The following is a 25,241-nucleotide window of genomic DNA, read 5'->3' as shown; positions in this document are numbered from 1 at the left end:
GAAGGACATCCGTCGACGCATGTCTGCCAGCTCGATCGACCCAGGCCCGTACGACCTCGTCGCGCTCGGACGCCTCGGGGTGGACCTCTACCCACTGCAGGACGGTGTCGGGCTCGCCGAGGTCGAGTCGTTCGGCAAGTACCTGGGCGGCAGCGCCGCGAATGTCAGCGTGGCGGCGGCGCGCCACGGTCGCCGGACGGCGCTCGTGTCCCGCGTGGGGGACGACCCGTTCGGCGGGTACCTGCTGGGCGAGCTGCACCGGCTCGGCGTCGACCCCCGGTTCGTCGCGACCGATCCCACGTACAGGACGCCGATCACGTTCTGCGAGATCTTCCCGCCCGACGACTTCCCCTCTACTTCTACCGGGAGCCGAAGGCGCCCGACCTGGAGATCTCCCCCGACCAGCTCGACGCCGACGTCCTCGCGACGACACGGATCCTCTGGCTCACCACCACGGGACTGAGCCAGGAGCCGAGCCGCGAGACCCACCACGAGGCGCTGGATCTTCGCGCGAGAGCGGGCGAGACCGTGCTCGACCTCGACTACCGGCCCATGTTCTGGACGTCCGCCGCGGCCGCGACCGAGCAGGTCGCTCCCGTGCTGGAGCGCGCGACGGTCGCCGTCGGGAACGTCGACGAGTGCGAGGTCGCGGTCGGCGAGCGCGACCCGCGACGCGCCGCCGACGCGCTGCTCGAACGCGGCGTGCGGCTAGCGATCGTCAAGCAGGGTCCCCGCGGGGTGCTCGCCCGGACCTCCGGCGAGTCCGTCGAGGTCCCCCGCTGGCGGTGCAGGTGGTGAACGGCCTCGGGGCCGGGGACGCGTTCGGCGGGGCCCTGTGCCACGGGCTGCTCTCCGGCTGGGGCCTGGAACGTCTGGTGTCGTTCGCGAACGTCGCGGGCGCCATCGCCGCGACCCGCCGGGAGTGCTCGACGGCTATGCCGACGACGGCCGAGGTCGACACGTTCACGACCCGAGAGGACCTGCGATGAGCGACCCCACCTCCCCGACCGGCACGCCCGTCGTCCCCCACTGGATCGACGGGCGCGAGCGGGCGTCGACGAGCGGTCGGACCGCGCCCGTCCACAACCCGTCGACCGGGGCACGGACGGCCTCGGTGGGCCTCGCCGACGAGGCCGAGGTCGCCGAGGCGGTCTCGTCCGCGGAGCACGGGGCTGCGGTGTGGCGGGCGTTCTCCGTGGCCCGCCGCCAGGCCGTCCTCTTCGCGTTCCGCGAGCTGCTCAACGCCCGCAAGGACGAGCTCGCGGCGATCATCACGACCGAGCACGGAAAGGTGTTCTCGGACGCGCTCGGCGAGATCCAGCGTGGCCAGGAGGTGGTCGAGCTCGCCTGCGGGTTCCCGCACCTCGTCAAGGGCGACTACTCGGTCAACGCCTCCAGCGGTGTGGACGTCTACACGCTCAAGCAGCCGCTGGGCGTCGTCGCGGTCATCAGCCCGTTCAACTTCCCGGCGATGGTGCCGATGTGGTTCTTCCCCGTCGCGATCGCGGCGGGCAACGCGGTGGTGCTCAAGCCGAGCGAGAAGGACCCGTCCGCGTCGTTGTGGATGGCGAGGCTCTGGCAGGAGGCCGGGCTGCCGGACGGCGTGTTCACGGTGCTCCAGGGAGACCGGACCGCGGTCGACGGGCTGCTCGCGGCACCGGCCGTCCAGTCGGTCTCGTTCGTCGGTTCGACGCCCGTCGCCCAGTACATCTACGAGACCGCCGCGCGCCATGGCAAGCGCGTGCAGGCGCTCGGCGGCGCGAAGAACCACATGCTCGTCCTGCCCGACGCCGACCTCGACCTCGTCGCGGACCAGGCGATCAACTCCGGCTTCGGCGCCGCCGGCGAGCGCTGCATGGCGATCTCGGTCGTGCTCGTCGTCGACTCGGTGGCCGACGCCTTGGTCGAGAGGATCGTCGACCGCATCGCCCGCCTTCGGGTCGGCGACGGGATGCCCGGCGACGAGAGCGAGCCCGACATGGGTCCGCTGATCTCCGCGGCCCACCGGGACGCCGTCCGTGGCTACGTCGACGTCGCCGAGGCCGACGGCGCCACGGTCGTCGTCGACGGCCGTGACCTCACGGTCGCGGGCCGGGAGGGCGGGTTCTTCTTCGGTCCCACGCTCCTCGACCGGGTGCCGACGTCGTCCCGCGCCTACCTCGAGGAGATCTTCGGGCCCGTCCTGTCGGTCGTGCGGGTCGCCACCTTCGACGAGGGAGTCGCGCTCATCAACTCCGGGGCGTTCGGCAACGGGACGGCGATCTTCACGAGCGACGGCGGGGCGGCTCGTCGGTTCCAGGACGAGGTCGAGGTCGGGATGATCGGTATCAACGTGCCGATCCCCGTCCCGGTCGCCTACCACTCGTTCGGCGGCTGGAAGAAGTCGCTCTTCGGCGACGCCAAGGCCTACGGGGTCCACGGCTTCGACTTCTTCACGCGGGAGAAGGCGGTCACGAGCCGCTGGCTCGACCCCGCCACGCACGGCGGCATCGACCTGGGGTTCCCCCGCAACGACTGACGGCGAGCCGACCGCCGACCGACCGGGGACCGCACAGACCCGAGAGCTCACCGACCCGAGGAGGCCAGATGTCCGAGCAGGAGTGGTTCCACCCGCGCGGTTCTATCGCGCGGGACGGGTGGGACGTCGTCGTCGACGACGGTCTCGACGGCTGGGAGCACACGGGACTGCGGGTCGGTTCCCTCGACGCGGGCGATCTCACGCTCGGGCCGGGGACGGAGAAGGTGGTCGTCCCCCTCGAGGGATCGTGCACCGTCCGTGTATCCGACGGCGGCAGCACCCAGGAGCTGCATCTCGCCGGTCGACGCTCCGTCTTCGACGGCCCCACCGACGTCCTGTACGTGTCGACCGCGGCCTCGGTCGTCATTTCCGCCACCGGCACACGCACCGCGCGCGTCGCCGTGGCGACGTCCCCGACCGACACCGTGCTCGACACGCATCTCGTCCCGAGCAGCGACGTGCCGGTCGAGCTCCGCGGCGCCGGGCGCTCCAGCCGGCAGGTCCACAACTTCGGCGTCCCCGCGACCCTGGACGCGGCGCGGCTGATCGTCTGCGAGGTGATCACGCCCGCGGAGAACTGGTCGAGCTACCCCCGCACAAGCACGACACCGCGCTACCCGGCCACGAGTCGCGCCTCGAGGAGATCTACTACTTCGAGTCCGCGCCCGCGCGGGAGCCTGACGGCGCCGGTGGTGCTCCGGGCTCCGGCAGCACCGGCACCAGCACCGCCGGGCGTGGCGACGGCACCGCCCGCGCGCGGGCCGCGTTCGGCACGTTCAGCACCTACTCATCGTCTGCGGGCGACATCGCGGTCGACGCCCGCGTGCGGACCGGCGACGTCGCGCTCGTCCCGTTCGGGTACCACGGGCCGGCCGGGGCGGCGCCGGGGTACGACCTCTACTACCTCAACGTCATGGCCGGGCCGGACACCGAGCGTGCCTGGCTGATCTCCGACGACCCGGACCATGCCTGGATCCGCGACACATGGTCGGGTCAGCAGGTCGACCCGCGGCTCCCGTTCACGCCGGGCACCGGACCCGTGGAGGCACAGTCGTGAGCACCGTGACCCCGACGAGACGCATGACCGTCGCCCAGGCGCTGACCGAGTTCCTCGCGCGTCAGTGGACGGTCGACGGCGCGGTCCGCGAGCGCACCGTGCCCGCGGTCGTGGGCATCTTCGGGCACGGCAACGTGGCCGGTGTGGGCCAGGCCCTGCAGCAGATGAACCGGGCCGACCCCGAGCTCCTGCCGTACCACCAGGCGCGCAACGAGCAGGCCATGGTCCATCAGGCCGTCGGGTATGCGCGCATGCATCGCCGCCGCGCGACACTGGCGTGCACCGCGTCCGTCGGCCCGGGGGCCGCCAACATGCTGACGGGCGCCGCGCTCGCGACGACGAACCGGTTGCCCGCGCTCCTCCTGCCGAGCGACACGTTCGCGACGCGTGTCGCCGACCCGGTGCTCCAGCAGATCGAGATGCCGCACGACACGGGGCTGAGCGTCAACGACGCGTTCCGCCCGCTGTCCCGGTTCTTCGACCGCGTACAGCGGCCCGAGCAGCTCTTCTCGGTCGCGCTCTCCGCGATGCGCGTCCTCACCGACCCGGTCGAGACGGGAGCCGTCACGATCGCTCTGCCCGAGGACGTACAGGCCGAAGCGCTCGACGTCCCGGTCGAGTTCCTGCAGGACCGCGAGTGGCGCATCCGGCGCCCCCGGCCTGACGCCGACGCGCTGCGGGCCGCCGTGGACGCGATCCGCGGCGCCCACAGGCCGCTCGTCGTCGCGGGTGGCGGCGTCCTCTACTCGGGGGCGGAAGACCGTTTGCGAACCTTTGCCGAGGCGACAGGCATCCCGGTCGCCACGACCCAGGCCGGCGGGGGCTCCCTGCCCTGGGACCACCCTCAGTACGTCGGCGGGGTCGGCGCGACCGGCTCCACGGCGGCGAACCGGATCGCCGCCGCGGCCGACGTCGTCATCGGCATCGGGACCAGGTACAGCGACTTCACCTCCGGCTCCCGGACCGCCTTCCAGGACCCGGACGTGCGGTTCGTCAACATCAACGTGGGCTCGTTCGACGCCTACAAGCACGGGACGCAGCTCCCCGTCGTCGCCGACGCGCGCGAGACCCTCGTGGAGCTGACCGCCGACCTGCGCCGGTTCCACGTGGAACCGACTCTCGCGGAGCAGGTCCGCCGGGAGAAGGCGGCGTGGGACGCGGTCGTCGACCGGGCGCTCGCCCCTCGGGCCGCGACCTTCCGGGCCAACCCGAGATCATCGGCGCGGTGCAGGCCGAGACCGACCCTCGGGACGTCGTCGTGCAGGCCGCCGGCTCGCTCCCGGGTGACTTGCACAAGCTGTGGCGCGTGCGGGACCCGCTCGGATACCACGTCGAGTACGCGTTCTCCTGCATGGGCTACGAGATCGCGGGCGGGCTGGGCGCGAAGCGCGGCCTGCTCGACGACCGCGACGACCGCGACGTGGTCGTCATGGTGGGCGACGGCTCGTACCTCATGCTCCACACGGAGCTCGTCACGGCCGTGGCCGAGGGCCTCAAGATCGTCGTGGTCATCGTGCAGAACGACGGGTACGCGTCGATCGGGAACCTCTCGGACACCGTGGGTTCCGAACGGTTCGGCACGCGGTACCGGATGTACGACCGCGCCGCCCGGAACTTCCAGGGCGACACCCCTGTCCCCGTGGACCTCGCCGCGAACGCCCGCAGCTACGGCCTCGACGTCATCGAGGTCCCCCCAGGACCGACGGTGATCGCTGACCTGCGGGACGCCGTCCGGCGGGCCAAGGCCTCCCACCGCACGACGGTCGTCCACGTGGCCAGCGACCCCCTGGTCGCGGCGCCCGACGGCGAGGGCTGGTGGGACGTCCCCGTCGCCGCGGTCTCGACCATCCCGTCGACGCAGGAGGCGCGGACGCGCTACGAGCAGCAGGTCGAGGCACAGCGGTCGCTGCTCGGCAGACCCACCGACGAAGGAGAGCACGCATGAGAGCAGATGTCGCAGGTGCACCCGTCAGCTTCGGCGTGTTCGAGATGACGCCCGAAGGTTCGGCCACGGTCGAGCCCGACGCGCTCCTCGAGGTGCTCGTGGAGACCGGGTACTCGGGCGTCGACCTCGGACCGCTCGGGTTCCTGGGCGAGGGAGCGGGCCTCGCGCGCCGGCTCTCCCGGTTCGGCCTCGACCTCGCCGGCGGCTGGATCCAGCTGCCGCTCACCGACGACGAGGCTTTCGAGAGCTCGCTCGAGGAGCTCGACGAGGTGCTACGGACCTTCGCAGCGGCCACCGAGTCCGGACCCGCCCGACTGCCGCTCCCCACCCTCGCCGACCTCGGGTCGCCCGCGCGTGCGGCCTCCCCGGGCCGTGGGGCGGAGGCTGACCCGTTGCCGGACGACGTCGCACAGCGCCTCTACGACAACCTCGCCCGCGCCGCGGGCATCGTACGAGACGTCGGCTTCGAGCCGACCTTCCACCACCATGCGGGGACGTTCGTGGAGTCACCGGGCGAGATCGACGCGTTCCTCGAGCACACCGACGTCGGCCTCACCCTCGACACCGGCCACCTGGCGATCGCCGGGGGCGATCCCGTGGAGGCGGTCGAGCGCTGGGGTTCGCGCATCAACCACCTGCACCTCAAGGACGTCGACCGCCCGCGGCTCGACGAGATCCTCGCGGCGGGCGGCGGCATGACCGAGGTGTGGTCCGGCGGCTCGTTCGTGCCGTTCGGGCAGGGCGGCATCGACCTGACCCGGGTCATGACGCTGCTCGACGCCGCCGCGTACGACGGGTGGGTGGTCGTCGAGCAGGACGTGCTCAACGACCCTTCGGTCGATCTCGAGACGTTCCTGTCCGAGTGCCGCGACGCCCACCGGGTCAACCGTGAGGCGCTGCGCGCATGGGCGTGACGCGTCATGCGCCCGGGCCGGCGCACATGGAGGGGGATACGGGGGTGGACGACGTGAGCGAGCGGGCGGAGCCGCTCCGGATCGGCCTCGTCGGGGCCGGGCGGATCGGCCAGGTTCATGCCGGCAACGCGGCCGCGGACCCGTCGACGACGCTGACGTGGGTGGCCGACCCGTTCGGCGACGGTGCGCGCGCCCTCGCAGCCCGGTACGGCGCGTCCGCCACGACCGACGTCGACGAGCTGCTCCGGGCCGGCGACGTCGACGCCGTGCTGGTCGCCTCGCCCACCCCGACCCATGTCGACCTGATCGCTGCGTGCCTCGACCGCGGCCTGCCGGTGCTGTGCGAGAAGCCGATCGACCTCGACATCGCCCGGGTCGACGGGCTCCGGTCCCGGGTCGCCGCTGCCGGGGTCCCCGTCGCCCTCGGCTTCAACCGCCGGTTCGACCCGGCTTTCGCCGACGTCCGGGCCCGGGTCGGCGCGGGCGAGATCGGAACCCTCGAGCAGCTGACGATCGTCAGTCGCGACCCAGCCCTCCCCGCCCGACTACGTCGCGGCGTCCGGCGGGATCTTCCGGGACATGACGATCCACGACCTCGACATGGCCCGGTTCTTCGTGCCCGACATCGTCGAGGTCTTCGCCGTAGGGAGCGCGATGTTCGATGCCGGCGCCCGCGACAACGGAGACTTCGACAGCGCCGTGACGACGCTCCGCTCGGCGTCGGGGGTCGTCGTGACGATCATCAACTCGCGGCACAGCGTCGTCGGTTACGACCAGCGCCTCGAGGCCTTCGGCTCGGACGGCGTGCTCGAGGTCGTCAACCGGCCGTCCAGCCTCGTGCGCCGGTCGACGGTGCACTCGGTCGGTTCGGGCTCGCCGTTCGAGTCGTTCTTCCTCCAGCGCTACGCCACCGCGTACGCGGCGGAGCTCCGTGCGTTCGTGCACCTCGTGCGCGGCGACGACGTGGCAGTGCCGGGGTTCGAGGACGGGCACGCGGCGCTGCTGCTCGCTGATGCCGCGCAGCGCTCGGCCGAGCGGCGCGTGGCAGTCGGCGTCGACCTCGACTGAGCGCAGCGTGGTTCAGCAGGCGAGGACGACGACGCGTGGGAGTGTCGTGACATGACCCCGCAGACGGCGCACCACCTGACCCAGGACCAGGCTCGGCGCATCGCCGTCCACGCCGCCCTGCTGGCGGACGAGCGTCCGCGAGACCTGCTGGACACCGCCCGGCGGTTGACGATGCTTCCCCTGGACCAGACCCGCGCGGTGGCTCCCGCTGCTGAGCTCGTCCTGTGGAGCCGGCTGGGTCATAGCCACCGACCCGGTGATCTCGACGACGCGATCGACTCGCAGCAGATCGTCGAGGTCGCCGGGCACTGGCGCTCGATCGACGACGTCGCGCTGCACCGGGCGGAGATGGCTGCCTGGCCCACGCCGGGGCCCTGGAAGGAGTGGCACCACCGGCTGCACGACTGGGTGGCGGCCAACGAAGCCGCCCGCCGGGACGTGCTCGAACGGTTGCGCCAGGAAGGGCCGTCTCCGATCAGCGCGCTGCCCGACACGTGCGTCGTCCCGTGGCGCTCGTCAGGGTGGAACGACGGGAAGAGCACGCGCATGCTCGTGAACCAGCTCGTGCAGCGCGGCGAGGTGGCGGTCGCAGGCCGTTCCGATCGTGAGCGCACCTACGACCTCGCCGAACGCGTCTACCCGGACACCGCGGTCCCCTCGCTCGCCGAGGCCGAGGCCGAGCTGGACCGGCGCCGCCTGCGCGCCTTCGGGATCGCCCGCGCTGGAGCGGTCTACCAGCAGGGAGACCCCGTGGGGTCAGGCGAGGCCGGCGAGCCCGCCGTGGTCGAGGGGGTGCGAGGCCGGTGGCGGGTCGACCCCGAGGCCCTGGACGCGCTGGACCGTCCCGCACCGGCGCGCACCGAGCTGCTCGCTCCCTTCGACGTCCTCCTCCACGACCGCAAGCGGATGGACGACCTCCTCGGCTTCGACTACACGCTGGAGATGTACAAGCCCCGCGAGAAGCGCCGCTGGGGCTACTACGCGCTTCCCGTCCTGCGCGGAGACCTGCTGGTCGGCAAGGTGGACGCGAGCGCCGATCACGAGGCGGGCGAGCTGCTCCTCCACGCCGTCCACGAGGACGAGCCGTTCGACGACGACACCCGCTCAGCCGTCGAGTCTGCGGTCGCCGACCTCGCGAGCCGGCTCGGCCTCACCGTCGCGGAGGCGCCGCACGGTGGCTAGCCAGGACCAGCACTACGCGACGACGAGACAGCGACCAGCGCCTTCATCAGAGGACCGCGATGCGCGATTCCTCAGGCCGAGTGCAGATCTCGGTCGACGAGTCCGACGACCAACACCCGCGCTCCGAGGAAGAAGGCCGTGAGCGCGAGCACTCCGCCGACGTAGCCGTTGGTGTGCACGACCCCGGCAAGAGTCGGTCCACTGTTGGTGATGATCAGCGCGACACCGCAGACGGCGAGAACCGCGCAGATGAGCGTGGTCGTGGCTTCGCGCACCAGCGAACGGAGCACGGTCCGGTCGAAGAGACTCGCCAGTGGACCGACCGACACGGCGAAACGACCCGCCTCGAGATCCGTGACGATTCGGTCGACCCGTTGCGGAAGCGGATCAGCGGGAGGGCCGCGGCCACCTGTGACTCGACCGCGGCACGGACGTCGGTGTTCTCGATGGCGTCGCGAATCGAGGAGCCGGTGCGGCTCCGGACTGCCTCGATCACGTCGAACTCGGGGGCGATCAGTCGCATCGAGCCCTCCAGCACTGCCATCGCCCGGAATGCGGCCGCGATCATCGGCGGGATCCGGAAGCCACTCGTCGACAGCAGACGCGCAAGGTCGGTGAACAGGTCGGTGCTCGTCGAGCCCCGCAACATGAGCTCGCCGAGATGCCTCTCGAAGTCCCGCCGCACAAAGCCCTCGGGGGTTCCGAGCATCATCGTCAAGGCGTCTGTCGCCGCGACGCTGTCGTCAGCATCGAACGCGATGAGCAAGAGGCCGACAGCTTCACGGTCGGCGCGGCCGAGACGTCCTACCGAACCGAAGTCGAGCAACGCCAGGTGTGGTTCGTTGTCTGTGCCGGAGATGAGGATGTTGCCGGGGTGGAGGTCCGCATGGAACACACCGTGGAACGCGATCTGCTTCAGCACGCTGTCGAAGAGCGCCCCGGCCAACGCGGTCTTCTCCTCCGGCAACATCTGATCGAGCCGACTCCTTGCACGCGACAGCGGGACCCCTCTAGTTCCTCCATCACCAACAGGTGTGAGGTGCACAGCTCCGGCCGGACCGCTGGCACGTCGACTTCACCGCTCGAGGTGTCGGCAACCGCTCTCATGTTTCCCACCTCGACCCGATAGTCGAGCTCCTCACGGAGAGCACCCGCGAAGCCGACGGCCAGACCAAGCACACCGATGCGCCGGCCCCACCGCGTTCGGTTCTGGAGCAGCTCTGCGAGCCGGACGATGATGTCGAGGTCCGCCTCGACCTCGGCTCGCGACGACGATCGTTGCACCTTCAGCACCACGCGCTCTCCGGTCCGGAGAGTCGCCCTATGCACCTGGGCAACCGACGCGCCAGCAAGCGGCACCTCCTCGACGTGGGTGAAGACCTCGCTGATCGGCCGCGCCAGCTCCCCTTCGATCGTGCCCTGCACCACCGGCCACGTCTCAGCCGGCACCTCGCTGTGCAACTGTGAGAACTCCGAGACGTACGCCGGCGGGAGCAGATCGGCGCGAGCTGCGAGCATCTGGCCGAGCTTGACGAAGGTGACGCCGCCGTCAGTCAGCGCTGCGCGCGCCCGAGCCGCGGTGTCTTCATGACGGACGCCGCTGCGCCCACCGAGATCTCCGCCGCGGCGGAAGAGTCCGCCGAGACCATGGCGGAGCGCGATCACGACGATCGATACGTACCGACGCTGGCGTCGGAACCAGCGCGGTGACGACTGGACGATCGCAAGAGGTGACCGAATGCTCCCCGTCGGCACCAGTGCTTCGAGCACAGTCAAGAGCCCAGCATCCACGGCGACGATCCACGCCGTCACCAGCACCATCACGAGCAGCACACCCACGGCATCGTTCGATGAGAGGCCGATCGTGCGCGTCGGGATCTCCAGAAGGTCGGTCACGTACTCCCAGAGCGGACCAGCCGACACCCCGACGATCAGACTCAGCAGAATCGTCCGTGGCCAACCGACCTGCACACCGAGGAGGCGTCGTACCACCCAGGCCACGACCACGACGTGGAACACGGCAGCAAGCACGGCTGTCATCTGCGGTCCCCCGACCCACGTGCGCGCCGAACCCCGCGGGAGTGCAGATGCGCCACGAGCAAGAGTTCCTCCTCGATCTGGGTTCTGCCCCCGGGCTCGTCGACGCTCGGGATGTGCGGTGCTCGACGATCTGTTCACGGCACGGGTCGCGCGTGGCGGCCCCGTCCATCGACGACGATCGCGAGCCGATGCGCTACGAGTCTAAGCACCTCTACACGTGGCAGATCGAGCGACGACTCTCCGACTCCTGCCGCCGCCCCGGTCGAGAACTGGTGCGCCCACGCCGCCCAGCGCCGCGACACGGCACCGCACCCGCGGGCTATAGGTCAGAACGTGTGGATGGGACCCGGGTTCTGGCCTGGCATGTAGCGGTTCCTAGAGGGTCGTCATGCTCGGCGACCCTTAGTCGTGACTGGTGCTGGAAACTCGTCCCGATGCGGTGTATGCGACGCGAAGCTCGTCAAGAACGGACTCACAGCCGCGGGGACTCAACGATGGATCTGTCGCAAGTGCGGATCATCGAGTGTTCGTCGACGCCCCGATGTGACTCGCACCGCCCAACTCGAACGGTTCCTGACCTGGCTCACGGGCTCAGGCACTCAAGCCGACCTTGGCGGGTCTGCGCGCTCATTTCGTCGCACCCACGCCTGGTGCTGGGATCTCGTGCGAGCAATTACGGTCACCGGCGAGATCTACGACGAAGTCCAACTCGACGGCACCTACCTGTCCGACGGCTGGTGCCTGCTCCTGGCGATCAACGGCTCTACCGGGACTGTGATCGCGTTCCAGCGGTGTGACACCGAGAAAAGCGCAGCATGGGCCGCGCTCCTCGAACAGATCCCACCGCCACGGGCCGTGGTCATCGACGGCGGATCCGGTCTCGCGTCCGCCCTGGCCACGTGTTGGCCGGCCACGAGAGCTCAACGGTGCCTGGTCCACGTCCAACGCAACGTGCGCACCCTGCTCACGACCCGTCCTCGCACCGACGCCGGCAAAGCCCTACGCAGGCTCAGCCTCGCGTTGACGCGGATCACGACCCGCGATCAAGCAGCCGCCTGGCAGGCCCGCTTACACGCCTGGCATCAGGTCTATGGGCACCTGACCCGAGACAAAACGTACCTGCGAACCACCGGTGTTCGACCCGCATGGGCACGATCGAACTCGACATGGTGGTGGACTCACGACCGGCTGCGCCGCGCCTACCGACTCCTCGAACGACTGACCCGCCAGGGCGTGTTGTTCACCTACCTCGACGAGGCGCTCATCGGCCGAGGATTGAGTGCGACCACAAACCGGATCGAGGGCGGAACGAACCACCCGATCAAAGACCTGCTACGCCGTCACCGCGGCATGCCCACCTAACACCAGCGGCGAGCCGTCGAGTGGTGGATCTATCTGCACTCAACGAAACCCGCGCCGCCAGCCACGCTGATACGACCCGAGCACTGGCAGCCCCAACGACCACAACCCGGCCCGATCAAAACCGACGACCTCGACAGGCCAGCGCTCTACGACGCCGCGACCAGCGCCGAAGAAGGGCTCTGGACCCGCCGAGGCTGGGCCGGACGCTCCCACTGACCACGACACACCCGAGCCATCCACACGTTTTGGCCTATAACCCGCGACACGGAACCACGCCCGCTTCGAGAGCACGACGAACGACGAAACTCCCGCCCGGATGACTCCGGACGGGAGTTTCGTCAATACATCGGCTGTCAATCGAAAACAGCTCACTGTGCGCGAGGGGGACTTGAACCCCCACGCCCTTTCGGACACTGGCACCTGAAGCCAGCGCGTCTGCCATTCCGCCACTCGCGCGCCGAAGAAGATTAACACGCAGCGAGCGTGATCCTTGCATCGCCTCCGACCCGGGACCGGGGCCCGTCCACAGGCCGCTGGGACGTCGTCCGACACCCCTGTTCGGCGTGCTCAGGCGCAGGCCCTGGGCCTGTCGCTACCATCGGGGTAGTCTGCCCGCGCGACCGATCTGCACGTCCGATCATGTATATGCCGCGCGTGCCGGCCGAGCGACCCGCACGACCGCACGTCCGAGGAGCGGAGCCCCCGCCTCGGTCCGCCGAGGGAAGGGGTGGCATGGGAGTCCTGGACCGCTTCGAGAAGGGCGTCGAGCGCGTCGTGAACAGTGCGTTCGCGCACGGTCGCGCCGAGATCAAGCCCGTCGACATGGCGAGCGCGCTCCGGCGCGAGCTCGACGACCGCGCCGCCGTCGTCGGCCGCGACCGGACGGTCGTGCCCAACGAGTTCACCATCGAGCTCGCTGCCGACGACTTCACCCAGGTCGAGACCTGGGGAGCCGAGACCCTCGCCGACGAGCTCGCCACCAACGTCACCGAGTACGCCGCGTCCCAGCACTACGCGTTCGTCGGCCCGGTGAGCGTCAGCTTCGAGGAGAACGAGGTCCTCGACCAGGGCCGGTTCCACACCCGTTCCGCGTCGGTGCGCGGCAACGTCGCACCCGCGACCGCGCGCCCCAACGCCCGCCACCCCCTGCTCGACATCGACGGCCAGCGCTACCTCCTGACCGGCAAGACGACCGTCATCGGGCGCGGCACCGAGGCGGACATCGTGGTGGACGACGCGGGCGTGTCCCGCAAGCACCTCGAGATCCGCGTGACGGACGACGGCGTCATCGCCAGCGACCTCGGCTCCACCAACGGCCTGTACGTCGAGGGGCACCAGGTCCCGGCCGCTACGCTCCTCGACGGGAACACCCTGACCATCGGGCGGACCCGGATCATGTTCTGGACCGGTGCAGAGTCGAGCAGGGACGACGAGGAGTGGTGATCTCGCCCGCATGAGCGAACTGACGTTCACCCTGCTGCGGCTGGGATATCTGGCTCTGCTGGTGGTGTTCGTGCTGTCCGCGATCGGCGTGCTCCGCCGCGACATGCGTGGCCCCAAGGCCGCCGGCACGAGGGCTCGTCGCAAGGCTGCCAAGCAGCCGCGCACGGCAGCACCCCGGCTCCGGCAGGGCGCACCCAGCAGGCCGCGCCGGCCGGGCCGCGACCACCGTCGCGGCTCGCGGTGACGGCAGGGACCCTGCGCGGCGCGACCCTCCCGCTCGGCTCCCAGCCGATCCTGCTCGGCCGCTCCCCCGGGTGCTCCCTCGTCCTGGACGACGACTACTCGTCGTCGCGGCACGCGAAGATCTACACCCAGTCGGGCCGCTGGTACGTCGAGGACCTCGGGTCGACCAACGGCACGTACGTCAACGAGAGCCGCATCTCCGGGACCGTCGAGATCGCCCCGGGCACGCCTGTACGGATCGGGCAGACCGTCGTGGAACTGCAGGGATAGCTGTTGAGAATCGCGATGCGCTGTGCCGCCAGGTCCGACGTCGGGCTCGTGCGCTCCAACAACCAGGACTCCGCCTTCGCGGGCGCCAACCTCGTCGTCGTCGCCGACGGCATGGGTGGTCACGCAGGCGGTGACGTCGCCTCTGCCCTGACCATCACGGCCCTCGCGCCGCTCGACCACGAGCCCGACGACCCCGACCAGGCACTGAGCGCGCTCGAGGTCTCCATCGACGCCGCGCGGCAGTCCCTCGTCGAGCGCATGCAGGCCGACCCCCGGCTGGCCGGCATGGGGACGACCGTGACGGCGATGCTCCGGGCCGGCAACCGGCTGGCCCTCGCGCACCTCGGGGACTCCCGCGCCTACCTGCTGCGCGACGGCGAGCTCGCCCAGGTCACCACCGACCACACCTTCGTCCAGCACCTGGTCGACAGCGGCCGCATCACGGCCGCCGAGGCCGAGACCCACCCGCAGCGCAACGTCGTCATGCGCGTGCTCGGCGACTTCGACGTCGACCTCACCCCGGACCTCTCGGTGCGCGAGGCCGTGCCCGGCGACCGCTGGCTCCTGTGCTCCGACGGGCTGAGCGGATTCGTCGGCATCGACGAGATGGCAGCGATCCTCAACGACGTGCCCGACGTCGACGCGTGCGCCGACACCCTGCTGCAGCTCGCGCTGCGGGCCGGCAGCACGGACAACATCACGGCGGTCGTCGCGGACGTCGTCGACCTCGACGCCGTCGCCACCGGCGACGGGGCGGACGGCGTCGCGGACCCCACGCTCGGCGCACCGCAGATCGTCGGTTCCGCCGCGACCGTCCCGATGCACGACGTACCGGCGACGCAGGCCCTGACCGCAGGGACGTCGTCCGACACCGCGACGGCCACCGAGGCGACCCCGGTCGACCAGGACGAGGCGGACCACGAGCCCGACGAGACCGGTCCCACGGACGCCCGCGACGCCCCGCGTCGCCGGCCGTGGATCCCCGTCCTGGCCACACTCCTCGTCCTCGCTGTGCTGGCCGGCGCCACGTGGGCGGCCTACGCGTGGACGCAGACCCGCTACTTCATCGGCGAGTCCGACGGCAAGGTCGCCGTCTACCAGGGGGTCCCGTCGACCATCGGGCCCATCGAGCTCTTCTCTGTCGTCGACGTCTCGACCACGGAGGTCGAGAACCTCCCCGGCTACCTGCAGGAACGCCTCGAGCAGACCATCCCCGAGACGACCCTGATCGACGCCCGCCTGCGCATGGAGGCCATCGCGTCGGACGCCGTGGTCCCCGTCGAGCCGACGCCCACCGCCACGCCCGAGGCGACCCCCACCCCCACCGCCACCGCCACCGAGGCGGCAGGCTGATGGACACCGTCGAACCCACGGTCGCGCGTCCTCGGCGCGGCGGTGAGCTCTGGCTCCTGCTGGTGGCGCTGGGCCTGGGGATCGGTGCGTTCGCGAACGTCGGCCTGCGCACGCTCGACCAGCTCCCGGAGAACTTCTACCTCTACTCCGGCGTGCTCGTCGTCCTCGGGTTCGGGACCCACATCGTCCTGCGGTTCCGCGCCCCGTACGCGGACCAGGTCATGCTCCCGATCGCGATCGGCCTCAACGGCATCGGCCTCGCGGCGATCTACCGCTACGACGTCTCCCAGCGGCTCCGCGGGTCCGACTCGACGCTGGCCCTGGGCCAGGTCCAGATGTCCGCGCTGGCCGTCGTCATGGCGTGCGTGCTGATCTTCGTCCTGCGCGACCACCGCGTGCTGCGCAAGTTCACGTACACCGCGATGATCGTCGGTCTCCTGCTCGTCCTGCTCCCCCTGGTCCCCGGTCTCGGGACCACGATCAACGGGGCGCAGATCTGGATCAACGTCGCCGGGTTCTCCTTCCAGCCCGCCGAGGTCGCCAAGATCGTGCTCGCGATCTTCTTCGCCGGCTACCTGGTGACCAACCGCGACACACTCGCCCTCGCCGGACGCAAGGTGCTCGGGCTGCAGCTGCCCCGCCTGCGCGACCTCGGGCCGATCCTGCTCGTGTGGGCCGCGTCGCTCGGCGTCCTCGTGTTCGAGAACGACCTCGGGACGTCGGTCCTGTTCTTCGGGCTGTTCGTCGCCATGCTGTACGTGGCGACAGAGCGCATCAGCTGGGTGATCCTCGGCGGCGGGCTGCTCGTCGCCGCCGGCATCTTCGTCGCGACGTCGATCCCGCACGTCCAGCAGCGCATCGAGGCGTGGATCCACCCGTTCGACCAGGCGATCTACGACAAGTCGCCCGGCGGGTCGGGCCAGCTCGTCCAAGGGCTCTTCGCCCTCGCGAACGGCGGCACGTTCGGCACGGGCTGGGGCAACGACTACTCGCGCCTCGTCCCGTTCTCCTACTCCGACTTCATCTACACGGCGCTGGGCGAACAGCTCGGCCTCACGGGGCTGCTCGGGATCCTCATCGCCTACCTGATCCTCATCGAGCGCGGCATGCGGACCGCGATCAAGGTCCGCGACGGGTTCGGCAAGCTCCTCGCCACCGGGCTCGCCTTCACGATGGCGCTCCAGCTGTTCGTCGTCGTCGGCGGCATCACCCGCGTCATCCCGCTCACGGGCCTGACGCTGCCGTTCATCGCCCAGGGAGGCTCGTCGGTCCTCGCCAACTGGCTGGTCGTCGCGCTCCTGCTGAGGATCTCGGACGCCGCCCGGCGCCCTCGGCCCTCCCCGTCCGCGGCACGGTCGCGGCCGGAGGCATCGCCCAGCACGTCGAACCCGTGGAGGCCGTCGACGAGACCGGCGAGCCCGACGTCGCCAGCGCCGCGCCGATCCGGGTCGGCTCGGCCGCCGCAGGGGCGGGTTCGGTCGGTTCCGGCGGCTTCCAGGGGTCGGACGACGCCACGCAGGTCACGGAGATCGTCCGGCCGGGCAGCGAGGACGACGCGGACTCCCAGATGACGCAGGTCGTGCGGCCGGTGCCATCGGAGCCGCCAGGGCCGCCGTCCGGCGGCGGCGCCGGTCCTGACGGTGGGGACGGCAGCACCGACCCGGCCGATCCCAGCACCACGGACAGCGGCTCCGGCAGCACCACCGAGGGTGCCGACGGCAGGACCGACGACAGGACCGACGACGAGGAGGGACGCGCATGAACGTCCCCGTCCGCCGCCTGTTCACGGTCGCCCTGCTGATGGTCCTCACGCTGATGGTCTCGACGACCATCATCCAGTTCTTCCACGCGGACACCCTCGACGCCGACCCCCGCAACAAGCGCGCCACCTACGACGAGTACGGACGGTTCCGTGGCCCGATCGTCATCGCCGGCGACTCCGTCGCCGTCTCGAACCCGGTCGACGACGAGTACGGGTACCAGCGCTCCTACACCGACGGCGAGCTGTACGCGCCCATCACCGGCTACTTCTCGGTCGTCAACGGGACCTCAGGGATGGAGCGTGCCGAGAACGACTACCTCAACGGCACGGCCGACGACCTGTGGCTCGACCGGCTGACCAGCCTGTTCACCGGCGCACAGCCGCAGGGTTCGTCCGTCGAGCTCACGATCGACCCCGCCGCCCAGAAGGCCGCGTGGGACGGCCTCGGCGACCAGCGCGGTGCCGTCGTGGCGATCGAGCCCGCGACGGGCAAGGTCCTCGCCCTCGTCTCCAAGCCGTCGTACGACCCCAACGACCTCGCGACGCACGACTACGACGCCGCCAACCAGGCCTACCAGGCGCTCGTCGACCCGGACAACGACCAGCAGCCGCTCATCAACCGGGCGCTCGGCGGGGACCAGTACCCGCCCGGGTCCACGTTCAAGCTCGTCACGTCGTCCGCGGCGCTCGAGTCCGGCGACTACGACCCGGACACGGTGATCCCCGCCCCGGTCACCTACACGCTGCCGGGCACGAGCACCGAGATGGAGAACTACGGCGGGGAGATCTGCTCGCCGTCGGGCGAGATGACGCTGGCGGCGGCGCTGCAGATGTCGTGCAACACGGCGTTCGCCGGCCTGGGCGTCGCCCTGGGCGACGACGCGATGCGCGACCAGTCCGAGGCGTACTGGTTCGACCACGACCTGTCCATCCCGCTCCCCGTGACCCCGAGCCGCTACCCGCCGGACGACGACGCCGACGGCTCCTCGCCGGCGAAGACCGCCCTCGCGTCGATCGGGCAGGGCGACGTGCGCGTGACACCGCTCCAGATGGCGATGGTCTCGGCGGCCATCGCGAACGACGGGTCGCTGATGTCGCCGTACCTCGTCGACACGGTGCGCGCGCCCGACCTCGACGTCGTCGAGCAGACGTCCCCGGACGAGCTCGACCGGGCGATCTCGTCGACCACCGCGGACGAGATGACCGACATGATGCTGTCCGTCGTCGACGACGGCACGGGAACGTCCGCGCAGATCCCGGGCGTGGAGGTGGCCGGCAAGACCGGGACCGCGGAGACCGGCGTGCAGGGCGACGCCCCGCACGCCTGGTTCACGTCCTTCGCCCCGGCGGACGACCCGCAGGTCGCCGTCGCCGTGATCGTGGAGAACGGCGGTTCCCTCGGTAGCGAGGCGACCGGCGGCCGGGTGGCCGCCCCGATCGCCAAGGCCGTGATGCAGGCGGTGATCGATCGGTGAAGCCCACCCAGGGGGTCGTCCTCGGGGGTCGCTACACGCTGGTTCGACGGATCGCGATCGGCGGCATGGGCGAGGTCTGGGTGGCTGCCGACTCCGCCCTGCAGCGCGAGGTAGCGGTCAAGGTCCTGCGCAGCGAGTACACCGGCAACGAGGACTTCCTGGCCCGGCTGCGCACCGAGGCGCGCAACAGCGCGGCCCTCTCGCACCCCAACATCGCCCAGGTGCACGACTACGGCGAGCAGGACCGGTCCGGCTACCTGGTCATGGAGCTCGTCTCCGGCGAACCGATGGCCGACCTCCTCGAGCGCGAGCCGATCATCGCCCTGCCACGGCTGCTCCCGATCCTCGCGCAGACCGCCCGCGCGCTCCACGCGGCGCACGTGGCCGGGGTCGTCCACCGCGACGTGAAGCCCGGAAACATCCTGCTGGACCGGGCCGGGGACGTGAAGATCACGGACTTCGGCGTCTCGCTCGCCGCGAACCAGGTGCCGATGACGGCGACCGGCATGGTCATGGGGACGGCTCAGTACCTGTCCCCCGAGCAGGCGATCGGCAAGCCCGCGACCGGCGCCTCGGACCTGTACGCGCTGGGGATCGTGGCGTACGAGTCCGTCGTGGGGCACCGACCGTTCACCGGCGCGACGCCCGTCGACATCGCCGTGGCGCACGTCAACGAGCAGGTGCCCGCCCTCCCGTCCAACGTCCACAGCGAGCTCGCGCGGCTCATCATGCAGCTCCTCGAGAAGGACCCGGCGCGGCGACCGTCGAGCGGGGCCGCCCTCGCGCGACGCCTCGACGAGCTCACCGTCGAGGTCTCGGGCGACCCGTGGAGCGTCGTCGCCCGCGCCCAGGGCGGTGGGGGCCGGAGCGGTTCGAGCCTGAGCGGTGCGACCGGGTCCCGCGCGAGCGCCGGCGTGACGCCTCCTCCCCCGCCGCAGAGCGCTGGAGCTCGAGACGCCTCCGCGACGGAGCGCGCCACGGACCCCGCCCCGAGCGGCGGTAGCCCGCGAGACGCGTCGACAGACACCAAGGCTCCCGTCACCGGCGTGCCCGTCGCCCCCGGGCCGACGACGTCCGGCAACCCCGCGCGCACCGACCCGTCGTCCTCCGACAGATCGACCGGCGCGGGGGACGCGTCCGGTGCAGCGGGTCCGATGGGCGCGGCTGGCGCCGCACCAGGCACCGCGGGCGGGACGGCACCTCGCTCCTACCCGCCGCGCCGCGTGGTGCAGCAGCAGTCGAGCGCGGGCGCCCGCCACCCGGAGACATCGGGTGCACACGACGGGCACGACGGGCCGGCACGCCCACCCCGCACCCGGGCCGAGGCGCGCAAGGCCGGTGATCTCGACGGCAGGTCGCGCCGATCCTCCATCCCGGCCGGAGCCCCCGCGGTGCGGTCCCGGAGCGGCGCCGTCCGGCCCGACGACGGCCCGGCCCGCCGGTCGCAGCGGTCCGCGCCGAGCGACGGCGCCACCCGCGCGACCCAGCGCCGCACCTCGACCACGACCGGCCACCGCATCGGCGGGACGTCACGGGGTGTCTCCTGGCCGATGATCGCCCTCGCGGGCCTCGTGCTCCTCGTGGTGATCGTGTCGCTCGTGGGGTGCTCCCCAGCGAGCACGCCGGACCCGGATACGCTGGCAGGGGCCGAGCGCCCGATCGTGACCGCATCGTTGCGGACCACGCACGCAGGCGGCGGAGACGGTGGGATGATGCTGCCTGCCGGGGGCACCGTGCTCACCCGACGACGACACCGAAGGACGTGTAAGTGGTGGAGAACGCACCTCGTGTACTCGCCGGACGCTATGAGGTCGGTGAGCTCATCGGTCGCGGAGGCATGGCCGAGGTCCACATCGGCCGCGACACCCGGCTCGGTCGCACGGTGGCCATCAAGATCCTCCGTTCGGACCTGGCGCGCGACCCCTCGTTCCTCGCCCGGTTCCGGCGCGAGGCGCAGTCCGCCGCAGCGCTGAACCACCCGTCGATCGTCGCCGTCTACGACACGGGCGAGGACGCAGGCACCGACTCGCAGGGCGCCACCACGCACGTCCCGTTCATCGTCATGGAGTACGTCGAGGGCCACACCGTGCGCGACATCGTGCGCGACGGGCACTCCGTCCCCATCGAGGAGGCCGTCGAGATCGCGGCCGGCGTGCTCTCGGCGCTCGAGTACTCGCACCACGCCGGGATCGTCCACCGCGACATCAAGCCCGCGAACGTGATGATCACCCCGACCGGCACGGTGAAGGTCATGGACTTCGGGATCGCGCGCGCCATGGCCGACTCGGCCGCGACGATGACGCAGACCCAGTCGGTCATCGGGACCGCGCAGTACCTCTCCCCGAGCAGGCGCGCGGCGAGACCGTCGACGCCCGCAGCGACCTCTACTCCACGGGCTGCCTCCTCTTCGAGATGCTCACCGGTCGGCCGCCGTTCGTCGGCGACTCCCCGGTCGCCGTGGCGTACCAGCACGTCCGCGAGACCCCGCCGACCCCCAGCTCGATCGCCCCGGACGTGCCGGAGGTGCTGGACCGCATCACCCTCACGTCGCTCGCCAAGGAGCGCACCGACCGCTACTCAAGCGCCGGGGAGTTCCGCTCCGACCTCGAAGCCGCCGTACAGGGCGGGGAGATCTCCGCGGGCAGCCTCGGTGCGGTCGCAGCGGCCGCCGGGGCGGCCGGGCTCGCCGCCGGCGCCACCCAGCTGATGCCCGAGCAGGGCACGCAGGTCATGGGCGCGGCCGCCCCGTGGGGTGGGACACCAGTGGCCCTCCCTCCGGACGGCACCGGGACGCAGCCGATCGAGGAGGACGAGCCGAAGAGCCGCAAGGGCCTGATCTGGACCCTGGTGACCATCGGTGTGCTCGCGATCGCCGCGATCATCACGATCCTGCTCCTCAACCGGCCGGACGCTCCGACGACCGTGCCCGTCCCGGAGATCACCGCGGAGATGACCAAGGCCGAGGCACGCGAGGCCATCGAGGGGGTCGGTCTCGTCTTCGAGGACGCCGGGGAGGTCTCCGACGAGGACCCTGACACCTTCTTGCGCCAGGATCCGGAAGCCGGCGAGGAGGTCGAGGACGGGTCCACCGTCACCGCCTACTACTCCACCGGGCCCGACGAGGTCACCGTCCCCGACGTCGTCGGCAAGAGCCAGTCCGAGGCCAGGACGGCACTCGAGGACGCCGGGCTGAAGGTCGGCGACGTCCAGGACGAGCACAGCGCGAGCGCCCCCGAGGACGAGGTCACGAAGTCGGAGCCCGCCTCCGGCGAGGCCGTCGCCCCGGACTCCGAGGTCGACATCTTCGTCTCCGACGGCCAGGTCGAGCTCCCCGACGTCACCGGCATGAGCCAGGCCGACGCCGAGTCCGCGATCAAGGACGCCGGCCTGACCGCCGTCGTCACCAACAAGGAGACCGACGAGGCGGACGCCGGCACCGTCTTCGAGCAGGACCCGGGCGCAGGGGTGGTCGACCAGGGCATCTCGGTGAACATCAGCATCGCCCAGACCCCACCGACTCCCACGACGAACGTCCCGAACCTCGAGGGCCTGTCGCAGTCGGACGCCGAGGCCGAGCTCGGGCGAGCACAGCTGAACCTCGGGAACACGACGGACCAGCAGTCCGACCAGTTCGCCGCCGGCATGGTCATCGCCAGCGACCCGGCCGCGTCGACCGAGGTCGACGAGGGGTCGGACGTCAACCTGGTGATCTCGAGCGGTCCTGGCCCCGCGCCCGCGTCCGAACCGGACGACCCGAACTCGAACGGGAACGGCAACGGGAACGACGACGGGAACAACCCGTGACCTGCTGACCGGGCCGCCGGCGTCCCACCGGACCGCGCTGAGGCGCGAGCCGATCAGCACGCCAGGTCAGCACCGCACCGTCGCAGACGACGAAGGCCGGCCAGGAGCAGTGGGCTCCTGGCCGGCCTTCGTCGTACGGTCTCGCGGTCCAGCGCCGTCCCGCGACGAACCTTGTCCCGCCGCGCTCAGCCCCTGACGAGCGGTGCCATGCCGTGCGAACGCTCGACCGCGCCGACCTCGCCGCAGAGCTCGAGCCAGTTCGCCAGCAGGCGATGCCCGCCCTCGGTGAGGACGGACTCGGGGTGGAACTGGACCCCGTGCAGCGGCAGGTCCCGGTGCTCGACGCCCATGACGACGCCCGACTCCGTACGGGCGGTCACCACGAGCTCGTCGGGGACGGTGTCCGTGAGGACGGCGAGCGAGTGGTAGCGCGTCGCGACGAACGGGCTGCCGAGCCCGGCGAGCACCCCGCGCCCTTCGTGGACGACGTCGCTCGTCTTCCCGTGCATCAGCTCCGGGGCGTGGGTCACCGTCCCGCCGTACACCTCGGCGAGCGCCTGGTGCCCCAGGCACACGCCCAGCATCGGGGTGCGGGAAAGCGCGCACGCGCGGATCACGTCCTCGCTGCGGCCGGCCTCCCGGGGCGTCCCCGGGCCGGGTGAGACGAGCACCCCGTCGTACGGGACGCCGTCCGCGTCGAGGTAGCGCCCGTCCGCGTCAGGCTCCGGGACGGCATCGTTGCGCACGACGACGGTGCTCGCCCCGAGCTGGTCGAGGTAGCCGACGATCGTGTAGACGAACGAGTCGTAGTTGTCGACGACCAGGATCCTGGTCATGGTGTTCCCTCTCCCACGGTCTGCTGGTTCAACGGCATGTAGTCGGACACCCAGGGGAAGAACCACTGGAAGCACACGACGACGACGGCGGCGGCGAGCGCGAGCAGGATCAGGACGCGCAGCCACGTGGGGCCGGGCAGCGCGCGCCAGAGTGGTCCGTACATCAGGAGCCTCCGCTCGGGTCGATCCCCGCGTCGAGGAGCTCCTTCGGCGTGCCGTCGGAGACGGGCATCCAGTAGTCGAGCTCGCCGTGGACGACGTACCGCTGCGCGGCGGAGAACATGGGGTGACAGCTGGTCATGGTCAGCAGCCTCCGGTCCGGGACGGCTGCGGGGTCGGCGGGGACGCCGGGCACGGGGGCGATCACGCCGACGTCCTGCGGGTTGACGATCAGGTCCTCCGTCACCCGGTAGACGTACCAGGTCTCCTCGGTGCGGACGACCAGGGGGTCGCCCTCGACGAGGTCGGCGATCTGGTTGAAGGGCTTGCCGAAGGTGGTCCGGTGCGCGGCCATCGCGAAGTTCCCGACGTCGCCAGGCATCGCTGTCCCCGGGTAGTGCCCGATCCCGATCGTGTCCAGGACGAGCGCCTTGTCGACGCCCTCGGCCACCGGCTTGACGTAGTCCGTGCCGAAGCGCGGGACGTAGTACTGGGCGAAGACCGTCTGGAAACCGGGCTCGTCCATCACGGGCGGGTCGTCGCGGCGCTCCTCCGGCGGGTTCTGCACCTGCGCGACGGCCGGGGGCGGTTCCCAGGCGAGCTCGTCGATCACCTCGGCCTGGTAGCGGTCCCCTTCGACGTCGGTCCACCAGAGCTGCCACACGATGAACAGGCCGAGCAGGACGCCCAGCGTGATCATGAGCTCCCCGACGGCACCTACCGTCCGGGCGACCGGCCCCTGACCGCTCGTGGGGCGCGCGTGCGTCCGCGTCGCGGTCATGACGCGTCTCTCCCGCTGGCGGGGCCGGCTCCAGGGCCGGTGGCCGGCGCGTCCTGCCCGGTCGTCGCACCGCCCACCGGCTCGGCGTGCTCGAGCACCGAGCTCTCGGAGCGAGGCATGGAGATCTCCTTCTGCTGGTCGACCTTGTAGCCGAGCTTCACGGCCTCGACGTACTCGCGGTACACGGCGATCTGCGGCGAGGCGTCCAGGGCGTCCTGGAGAGCCTCCGGGTCACCGACGGCCTCGACGACGAACGGCGGTGAGTACACCCTGCCACGCAGGAAGAGCACGTTGCCCACGCACCGGAACGCCGTCGTCATGTCGACGCGCTGGCCCTGGAGGGTCATGGCCTCTCCCCCGCCGGCCCAGAGCGCGTTGATCACGGCCTGCAGGTCCTGCTGGTGGACGACGAGGTCGTCCGGCCTGAACTGGTCGCCGTAGTCCCCCGGCGGCGCGTCGTCGAGCGCGACCCGGATCCCGGGGCCCTTGACGGCGACCGTTCCGGCCGCGACCCGCGTGCTCGCCACGAGGTCGGGGTCGACCGCCGTCGCGGGGTCCGCGGCACTGAGCCGCTCGATCTGGCCGTCGAGCTCGCTCACCTCCGCGGTCAGCGCCTCGACCCGCGCGGACTCGCTCTCCACCAGCTCGGCAAGGTTCTCCGGGTGCCGCCCGTCCGTCCCCCGCGCGAGGGACGCGCTCATGGTGAACATGAGGCCGGCGACGGCGAGGATTACGAAGACGCTCACGCCACCGAGGATCCGACGACGCAGCGGCCGCCACGGGCGCGCGTCCTCGTCCGTCCCCGCGGCCTTGCCGGGGGCGCGGTCGGTACCGTGCTTCGGCGCGTGATCGGCGCCGTGCTTCGCGGAGTGGCCGGGCACGTTCTCGGGGACAGCCATCGGGACCATCCCTTCTCGCGCCGTGGGCAGTCACGGGACCGTGAAACTGCCGGTAGTGTTCGCGCACTACGCTAGTGGACGTCGGGCGCCGAATCGTCGCCGTCCCGGTCAGCAGCACGAATCAGCAGAA

15 protein-coding genes, 1 tRNA gene and 6 pseudogenes are annotated in these 25,241 nt (G+C 71.1%); 15 read left to right on the top strand and 7 right to left on the bottom strand.

The window, feature by feature from the left end; all coding sequences use genetic code 11:
* The first annotated feature begins 19 nt into the window (after nt 1-19).
* The 7 genes and pseudogenes from iolC to QUE47_RS06855 all read left to right on the top strand — a co-directional run bounded on the left by iolC (nt 20) and on the right by QUE47_RS06855 (nt 8,684).
* Nucleotides 20-989 (top strand): annotated as a pseudogene (iolC, locus tag QUE47_RS06885) (5-dehydro-2-deoxygluconokinase).
* Nucleotides 986-2,518, top strand: a complete 1,533-nt coding sequence (locus QUE47_RS06880) for a CoA-acylating methylmalonate-semialdehyde dehydrogenase (RefSeq protein WP_286219132.1) — start codon at nt 986-988, stop codon at nt 2,516-2,518. The pseudogene iolC and the gene QUE47_RS06880 overlap by 4 nt, the downstream one beginning before the upstream one ends.
* Nucleotides 2,519-2,586: 68 nt before the next feature.
* A pseudogene (locus tag QUE47_RS06875) lies at nt 2,587-3,575 on the top strand (5-deoxy-glucuronate isomerase).
* 23 nt (nt 3,576-3,598) lie between these two features.
* Nucleotides 3,599-5,520 (top strand): annotated as a pseudogene (gene iolD, locus QUE47_RS06870) (3D-(3,5/4)-trihydroxycyclohexane-1,2-dione acylhydrolase (decyclizing)).
* A complete protein-coding gene (locus tag QUE47_RS06865; RefSeq protein ID WP_286219131.1) occupies nt 5,517-6,434 on the top strand; it encodes a sugar phosphate isomerase/epimerase family protein in 918 nt (305 codons plus the stop codon). The pseudogene iolD and the gene QUE47_RS06865 overlap by 4 nt, the downstream one beginning before the upstream one ends.
* Nucleotides 6,435-6,460: 26 nt before the next feature.
* Nucleotides 6,461-7,502 (top strand): annotated as a pseudogene (gene iolG, locus QUE47_RS06860) (inositol 2-dehydrogenase).
* Between the two features lie 51 nt (nt 7,503-7,553).
* A complete protein-coding gene (locus tag QUE47_RS06855; protein ID WP_286219130.1) occupies nt 7,554-8,684 on the top strand; it encodes a DNA glycosylase AlkZ-like family protein in 1,131 nt (376 codons plus the stop codon).
* Nucleotides 8,685-8,898: 214 nt separating this feature from the next.
* On the opposite strand, the gene QUE47_RS06850 is transcribed toward QUE47_RS06855, so the two are convergent.
* Both QUE47_RS06850 and QUE47_RS06845 read right to left on the bottom strand, forming a co-directional pair.
* Nucleotides 8,899-9,654, bottom strand: coding sequence for an AarF/UbiB family protein (locus tag QUE47_RS06850; protein ID WP_286219129.1), 756 nt, complete (start codon nt 9,652-9,654; stop codon nt 8,899-8,901).
* Nucleotides 9,600-10,724, bottom strand: a complete 1,125-nt coding sequence (locus tag QUE47_RS06845; protein WP_286219128.1) for an ABC1 kinase family protein — start codon at nt 10,722-10,724, stop codon at nt 9,600-9,602. The genes QUE47_RS06850 and QUE47_RS06845 overlap by 55 nt, the downstream gene beginning before the upstream one ends.
* Nucleotides 10,725-11,132: 408 nt before the next feature.
* Here QUE47_RS06845 and QUE47_RS06840 point away from each other — a divergent pair, with 408 nt between their 5' ends.
* Complete coding sequence (locus QUE47_RS06840) at nt 11,133-12,086, top strand: IS1249 family transposase (RefSeq protein WP_286219127.1); 954 nt, start codon at nt 11,133-11,135, stop codon at nt 12,084-12,086.
* A gap of 374 nt (nt 12,087-12,460) precedes the next feature.
* Here the strand turns inward: QUE47_RS06840 and QUE47_RS06835 are convergent.
* Nucleotides 12,461-12,542: transfer RNA gene (locus tag QUE47_RS06835), tRNA-Leu, on the bottom strand.
* Between the two features lie 276 nt (nt 12,543-12,818).
* Between QUE47_RS06835 and QUE47_RS06830 the strand changes: the two genes are divergently transcribed.
* The 7 genes and pseudogenes from QUE47_RS06830 to pknB all read left to right on the top strand — a co-directional run bounded on the left by QUE47_RS06830 (nt 12,819) and on the right by pknB (nt 22,436).
* Nucleotides 12,819-13,529 carry an FHA domain-containing protein gene (locus QUE47_RS06830; RefSeq protein WP_286219126.1) on the top strand — a complete coding sequence of 237 codons (711 nt, stop codon included), beginning with the start codon at nt 12,819-12,821 and terminating at the stop codon, nt 13,527-13,529.
* 45 nt (nt 13,530-13,574) lie between these two features.
* Nucleotides 13,575-14,042 (top strand): FHA domain-containing protein FhaB/FipA, encoded by a 468-nt coding sequence (locus QUE47_RS17165; RefSeq protein ID WP_434019760.1) that lies wholly within the window; start codon nt 13,575-13,577, stop codon nt 14,040-14,042.
* A 15-nt stretch (nt 14,043-14,057) separates the two neighbouring features.
* Nucleotides 14,058-15,395: a PP2C family protein-serine/threonine phosphatase gene (locus QUE47_RS06815; protein ID WP_286219123.1), complete on the top strand. Its 1,338-nt coding sequence runs from the start codon at nt 14,058-14,060 to the stop codon at nt 15,393-15,395.
* Entirely contained in the window at nt 15,395-16,966 is a 1,572-nt protein-coding gene (locus tag QUE47_RS06810; protein ID WP_286219122.1) for an FtsW/RodA/SpoVE family cell cycle protein, read from the top strand. The genes QUE47_RS06815 and QUE47_RS06810 overlap by 1 nt, the downstream gene beginning before the upstream one ends.
* A gap of 187 nt (nt 16,967-17,153) precedes the next feature.
* A complete protein-coding gene (locus QUE47_RS06805; protein WP_286219121.1) occupies nt 17,154-18,632 on the top strand; it encodes a peptidoglycan D,D-transpeptidase FtsI family protein in 1,479 nt (492 codons plus the stop codon).
* 65 nt (nt 18,633-18,697) lie between these two features.
* Nucleotides 18,698-19,354, top strand: a pseudogene (locus QUE47_RS17160) (serine/threonine-protein kinase); the annotation flags it as partial.
* A gap of 1,046 nt (nt 19,355-20,400) precedes the next feature.
* Nucleotides 20,401-22,436: pseudogene (gene pknB / locus QUE47_RS06795) on the top strand (Stk1 family PASTA domain-containing Ser/Thr kinase).
* Nucleotides 22,437-22,621: 185 nt separating this feature from the next.
* On the opposite strand, the gene QUE47_RS06790 reads toward pknB, so the two are convergent.
* Genes QUE47_RS06790 through QUE47_RS06775 form a run of 4 tightly spaced genes read right to left on the bottom strand, consistent with a single transcriptional unit; the run spans nt 22,622 to nt 25,111 of the window.
* A complete protein-coding gene (locus QUE47_RS06790; protein ID WP_286219120.1) occupies nt 22,622-23,272 on the bottom strand; it encodes an aminodeoxychorismate/anthranilate synthase component II in 651 nt (216 codons plus the stop codon).
* Nucleotides 23,269-23,436 (bottom strand): hypothetical protein, encoded by a 168-nt coding sequence (locus QUE47_RS06785; protein ID WP_286219119.1) that lies wholly within the window; start codon nt 23,434-23,436, stop codon nt 23,269-23,271. Before QUE47_RS06785 ends, QUE47_RS06790 begins: the two co-directional genes overlap by 4 nt.
* A complete protein-coding gene (locus tag QUE47_RS06780; protein ID WP_286219118.1) occupies nt 23,436-24,212 on the bottom strand; it encodes a class E sortase in 777 nt (258 codons plus the stop codon). Before QUE47_RS06780 ends, QUE47_RS06785 begins: the two co-directional genes overlap by 1 nt.
* Nucleotides 24,209-25,111 carry a DUF881 domain-containing protein gene (locus QUE47_RS06775; RefSeq protein WP_286219117.1) on the bottom strand — a complete coding sequence of 301 codons (903 nt, stop codon included), beginning with the start codon at nt 25,109-25,111 and terminating at the stop codon, nt 24,209-24,211. Before QUE47_RS06775 ends, QUE47_RS06780 begins: the two co-directional genes overlap by 4 nt.
* Between the last annotated feature and the right edge of the window lie 130 nt (nt 25,112-25,241).

The organism is Paraoerskovia sediminicola (assembly GCF_030296575.1).
In the GTDB taxonomy this organism is placed as follows: Bacteria; Actinomycetota; Actinomycetes; order Actinomycetales; family Cellulomonadaceae; genus Paraoerskovia; species Paraoerskovia sediminicola.
The sequence above is the reverse complement of the archived record's forward strand: the minus strand, read 5'-3'. Positions and strand labels throughout refer to the sequence as shown.

Coding starts and splice junctions, on each gene's coding strand:
- QUE47_RS06880 (WP_286219132.1), top strand. CDS start 986: ATGAGCGACCCCACCTCCCCGACCGGCACGCCCGTCGTCCCCCACTGG.
- QUE47_RS06865 (WP_286219131.1), top strand. CDS start 5,517: ATGAGAGCAGATGTCGCAGGTGCACCCGTCAGCTTCGGCGTGTTCGAG.
- QUE47_RS06855 (WP_286219130.1), top strand. CDS start 7,554: ATGACCCCGCAGACGGCGCACCACCTGACCCAGGACCAGGCTCGGCGC.
- QUE47_RS06850 (WP_286219129.1), bottom strand. CDS start 9,654: ATGTTGCCGGAGGAGAAGACCGCGTTGGCCGGGGCGCTCTTCGACAGC.
- QUE47_RS06845 (WP_286219128.1), bottom strand. CDS start 10,724: ATGACAGCCGTGCTTGCTGCCGTGTTCCACGTCGTGGTCGTGGCCTGG.
- QUE47_RS06830 (WP_286219126.1), top strand. CDS start 12,819: ATGGGAGTCCTGGACCGCTTCGAGAAGGGCGTCGAGCGCGTCGTGAAC.
- QUE47_RS06815 (WP_286219123.1), top strand. CDS start 14,058: ATGCGCTGTGCCGCCAGGTCCGACGTCGGGCTCGTGCGCTCCAACAAC.
- QUE47_RS06810 (WP_286219122.1), top strand. CDS start 15,395: ATGGACACCGTCGAACCCACGGTCGCGCGTCCTCGGCGCGGCGGTGAG.
- QUE47_RS06805 (WP_286219121.1), top strand. CDS start 17,154: ATGAACGTCCCCGTCCGCCGCCTGTTCACGGTCGCCCTGCTGATGGTC.
- QUE47_RS06790 (WP_286219120.1), bottom strand. CDS start 23,272: ATGACCAGGATCCTGGTCGTCGACAACTACGACTCGTTCGTCTACACG.
- QUE47_RS06785 (WP_286219119.1), bottom strand. CDS start 23,436: ATGTACGGACCACTCTGGCGCGCGCTGCCCGGCCCCACGTGGCTGCGC.
- QUE47_RS06780 (WP_286219118.1), bottom strand. CDS start 24,212: ATGACCGCGACGCGGACGCACGCGCGCCCCACGAGCGGTCAGGGGCCG.
- QUE47_RS06775 (WP_286219117.1), bottom strand. CDS start 25,111: ATGGCTGTCCCCGAGAACGTGCCCGGCCACTCCGCGAAGCACGGCGCC.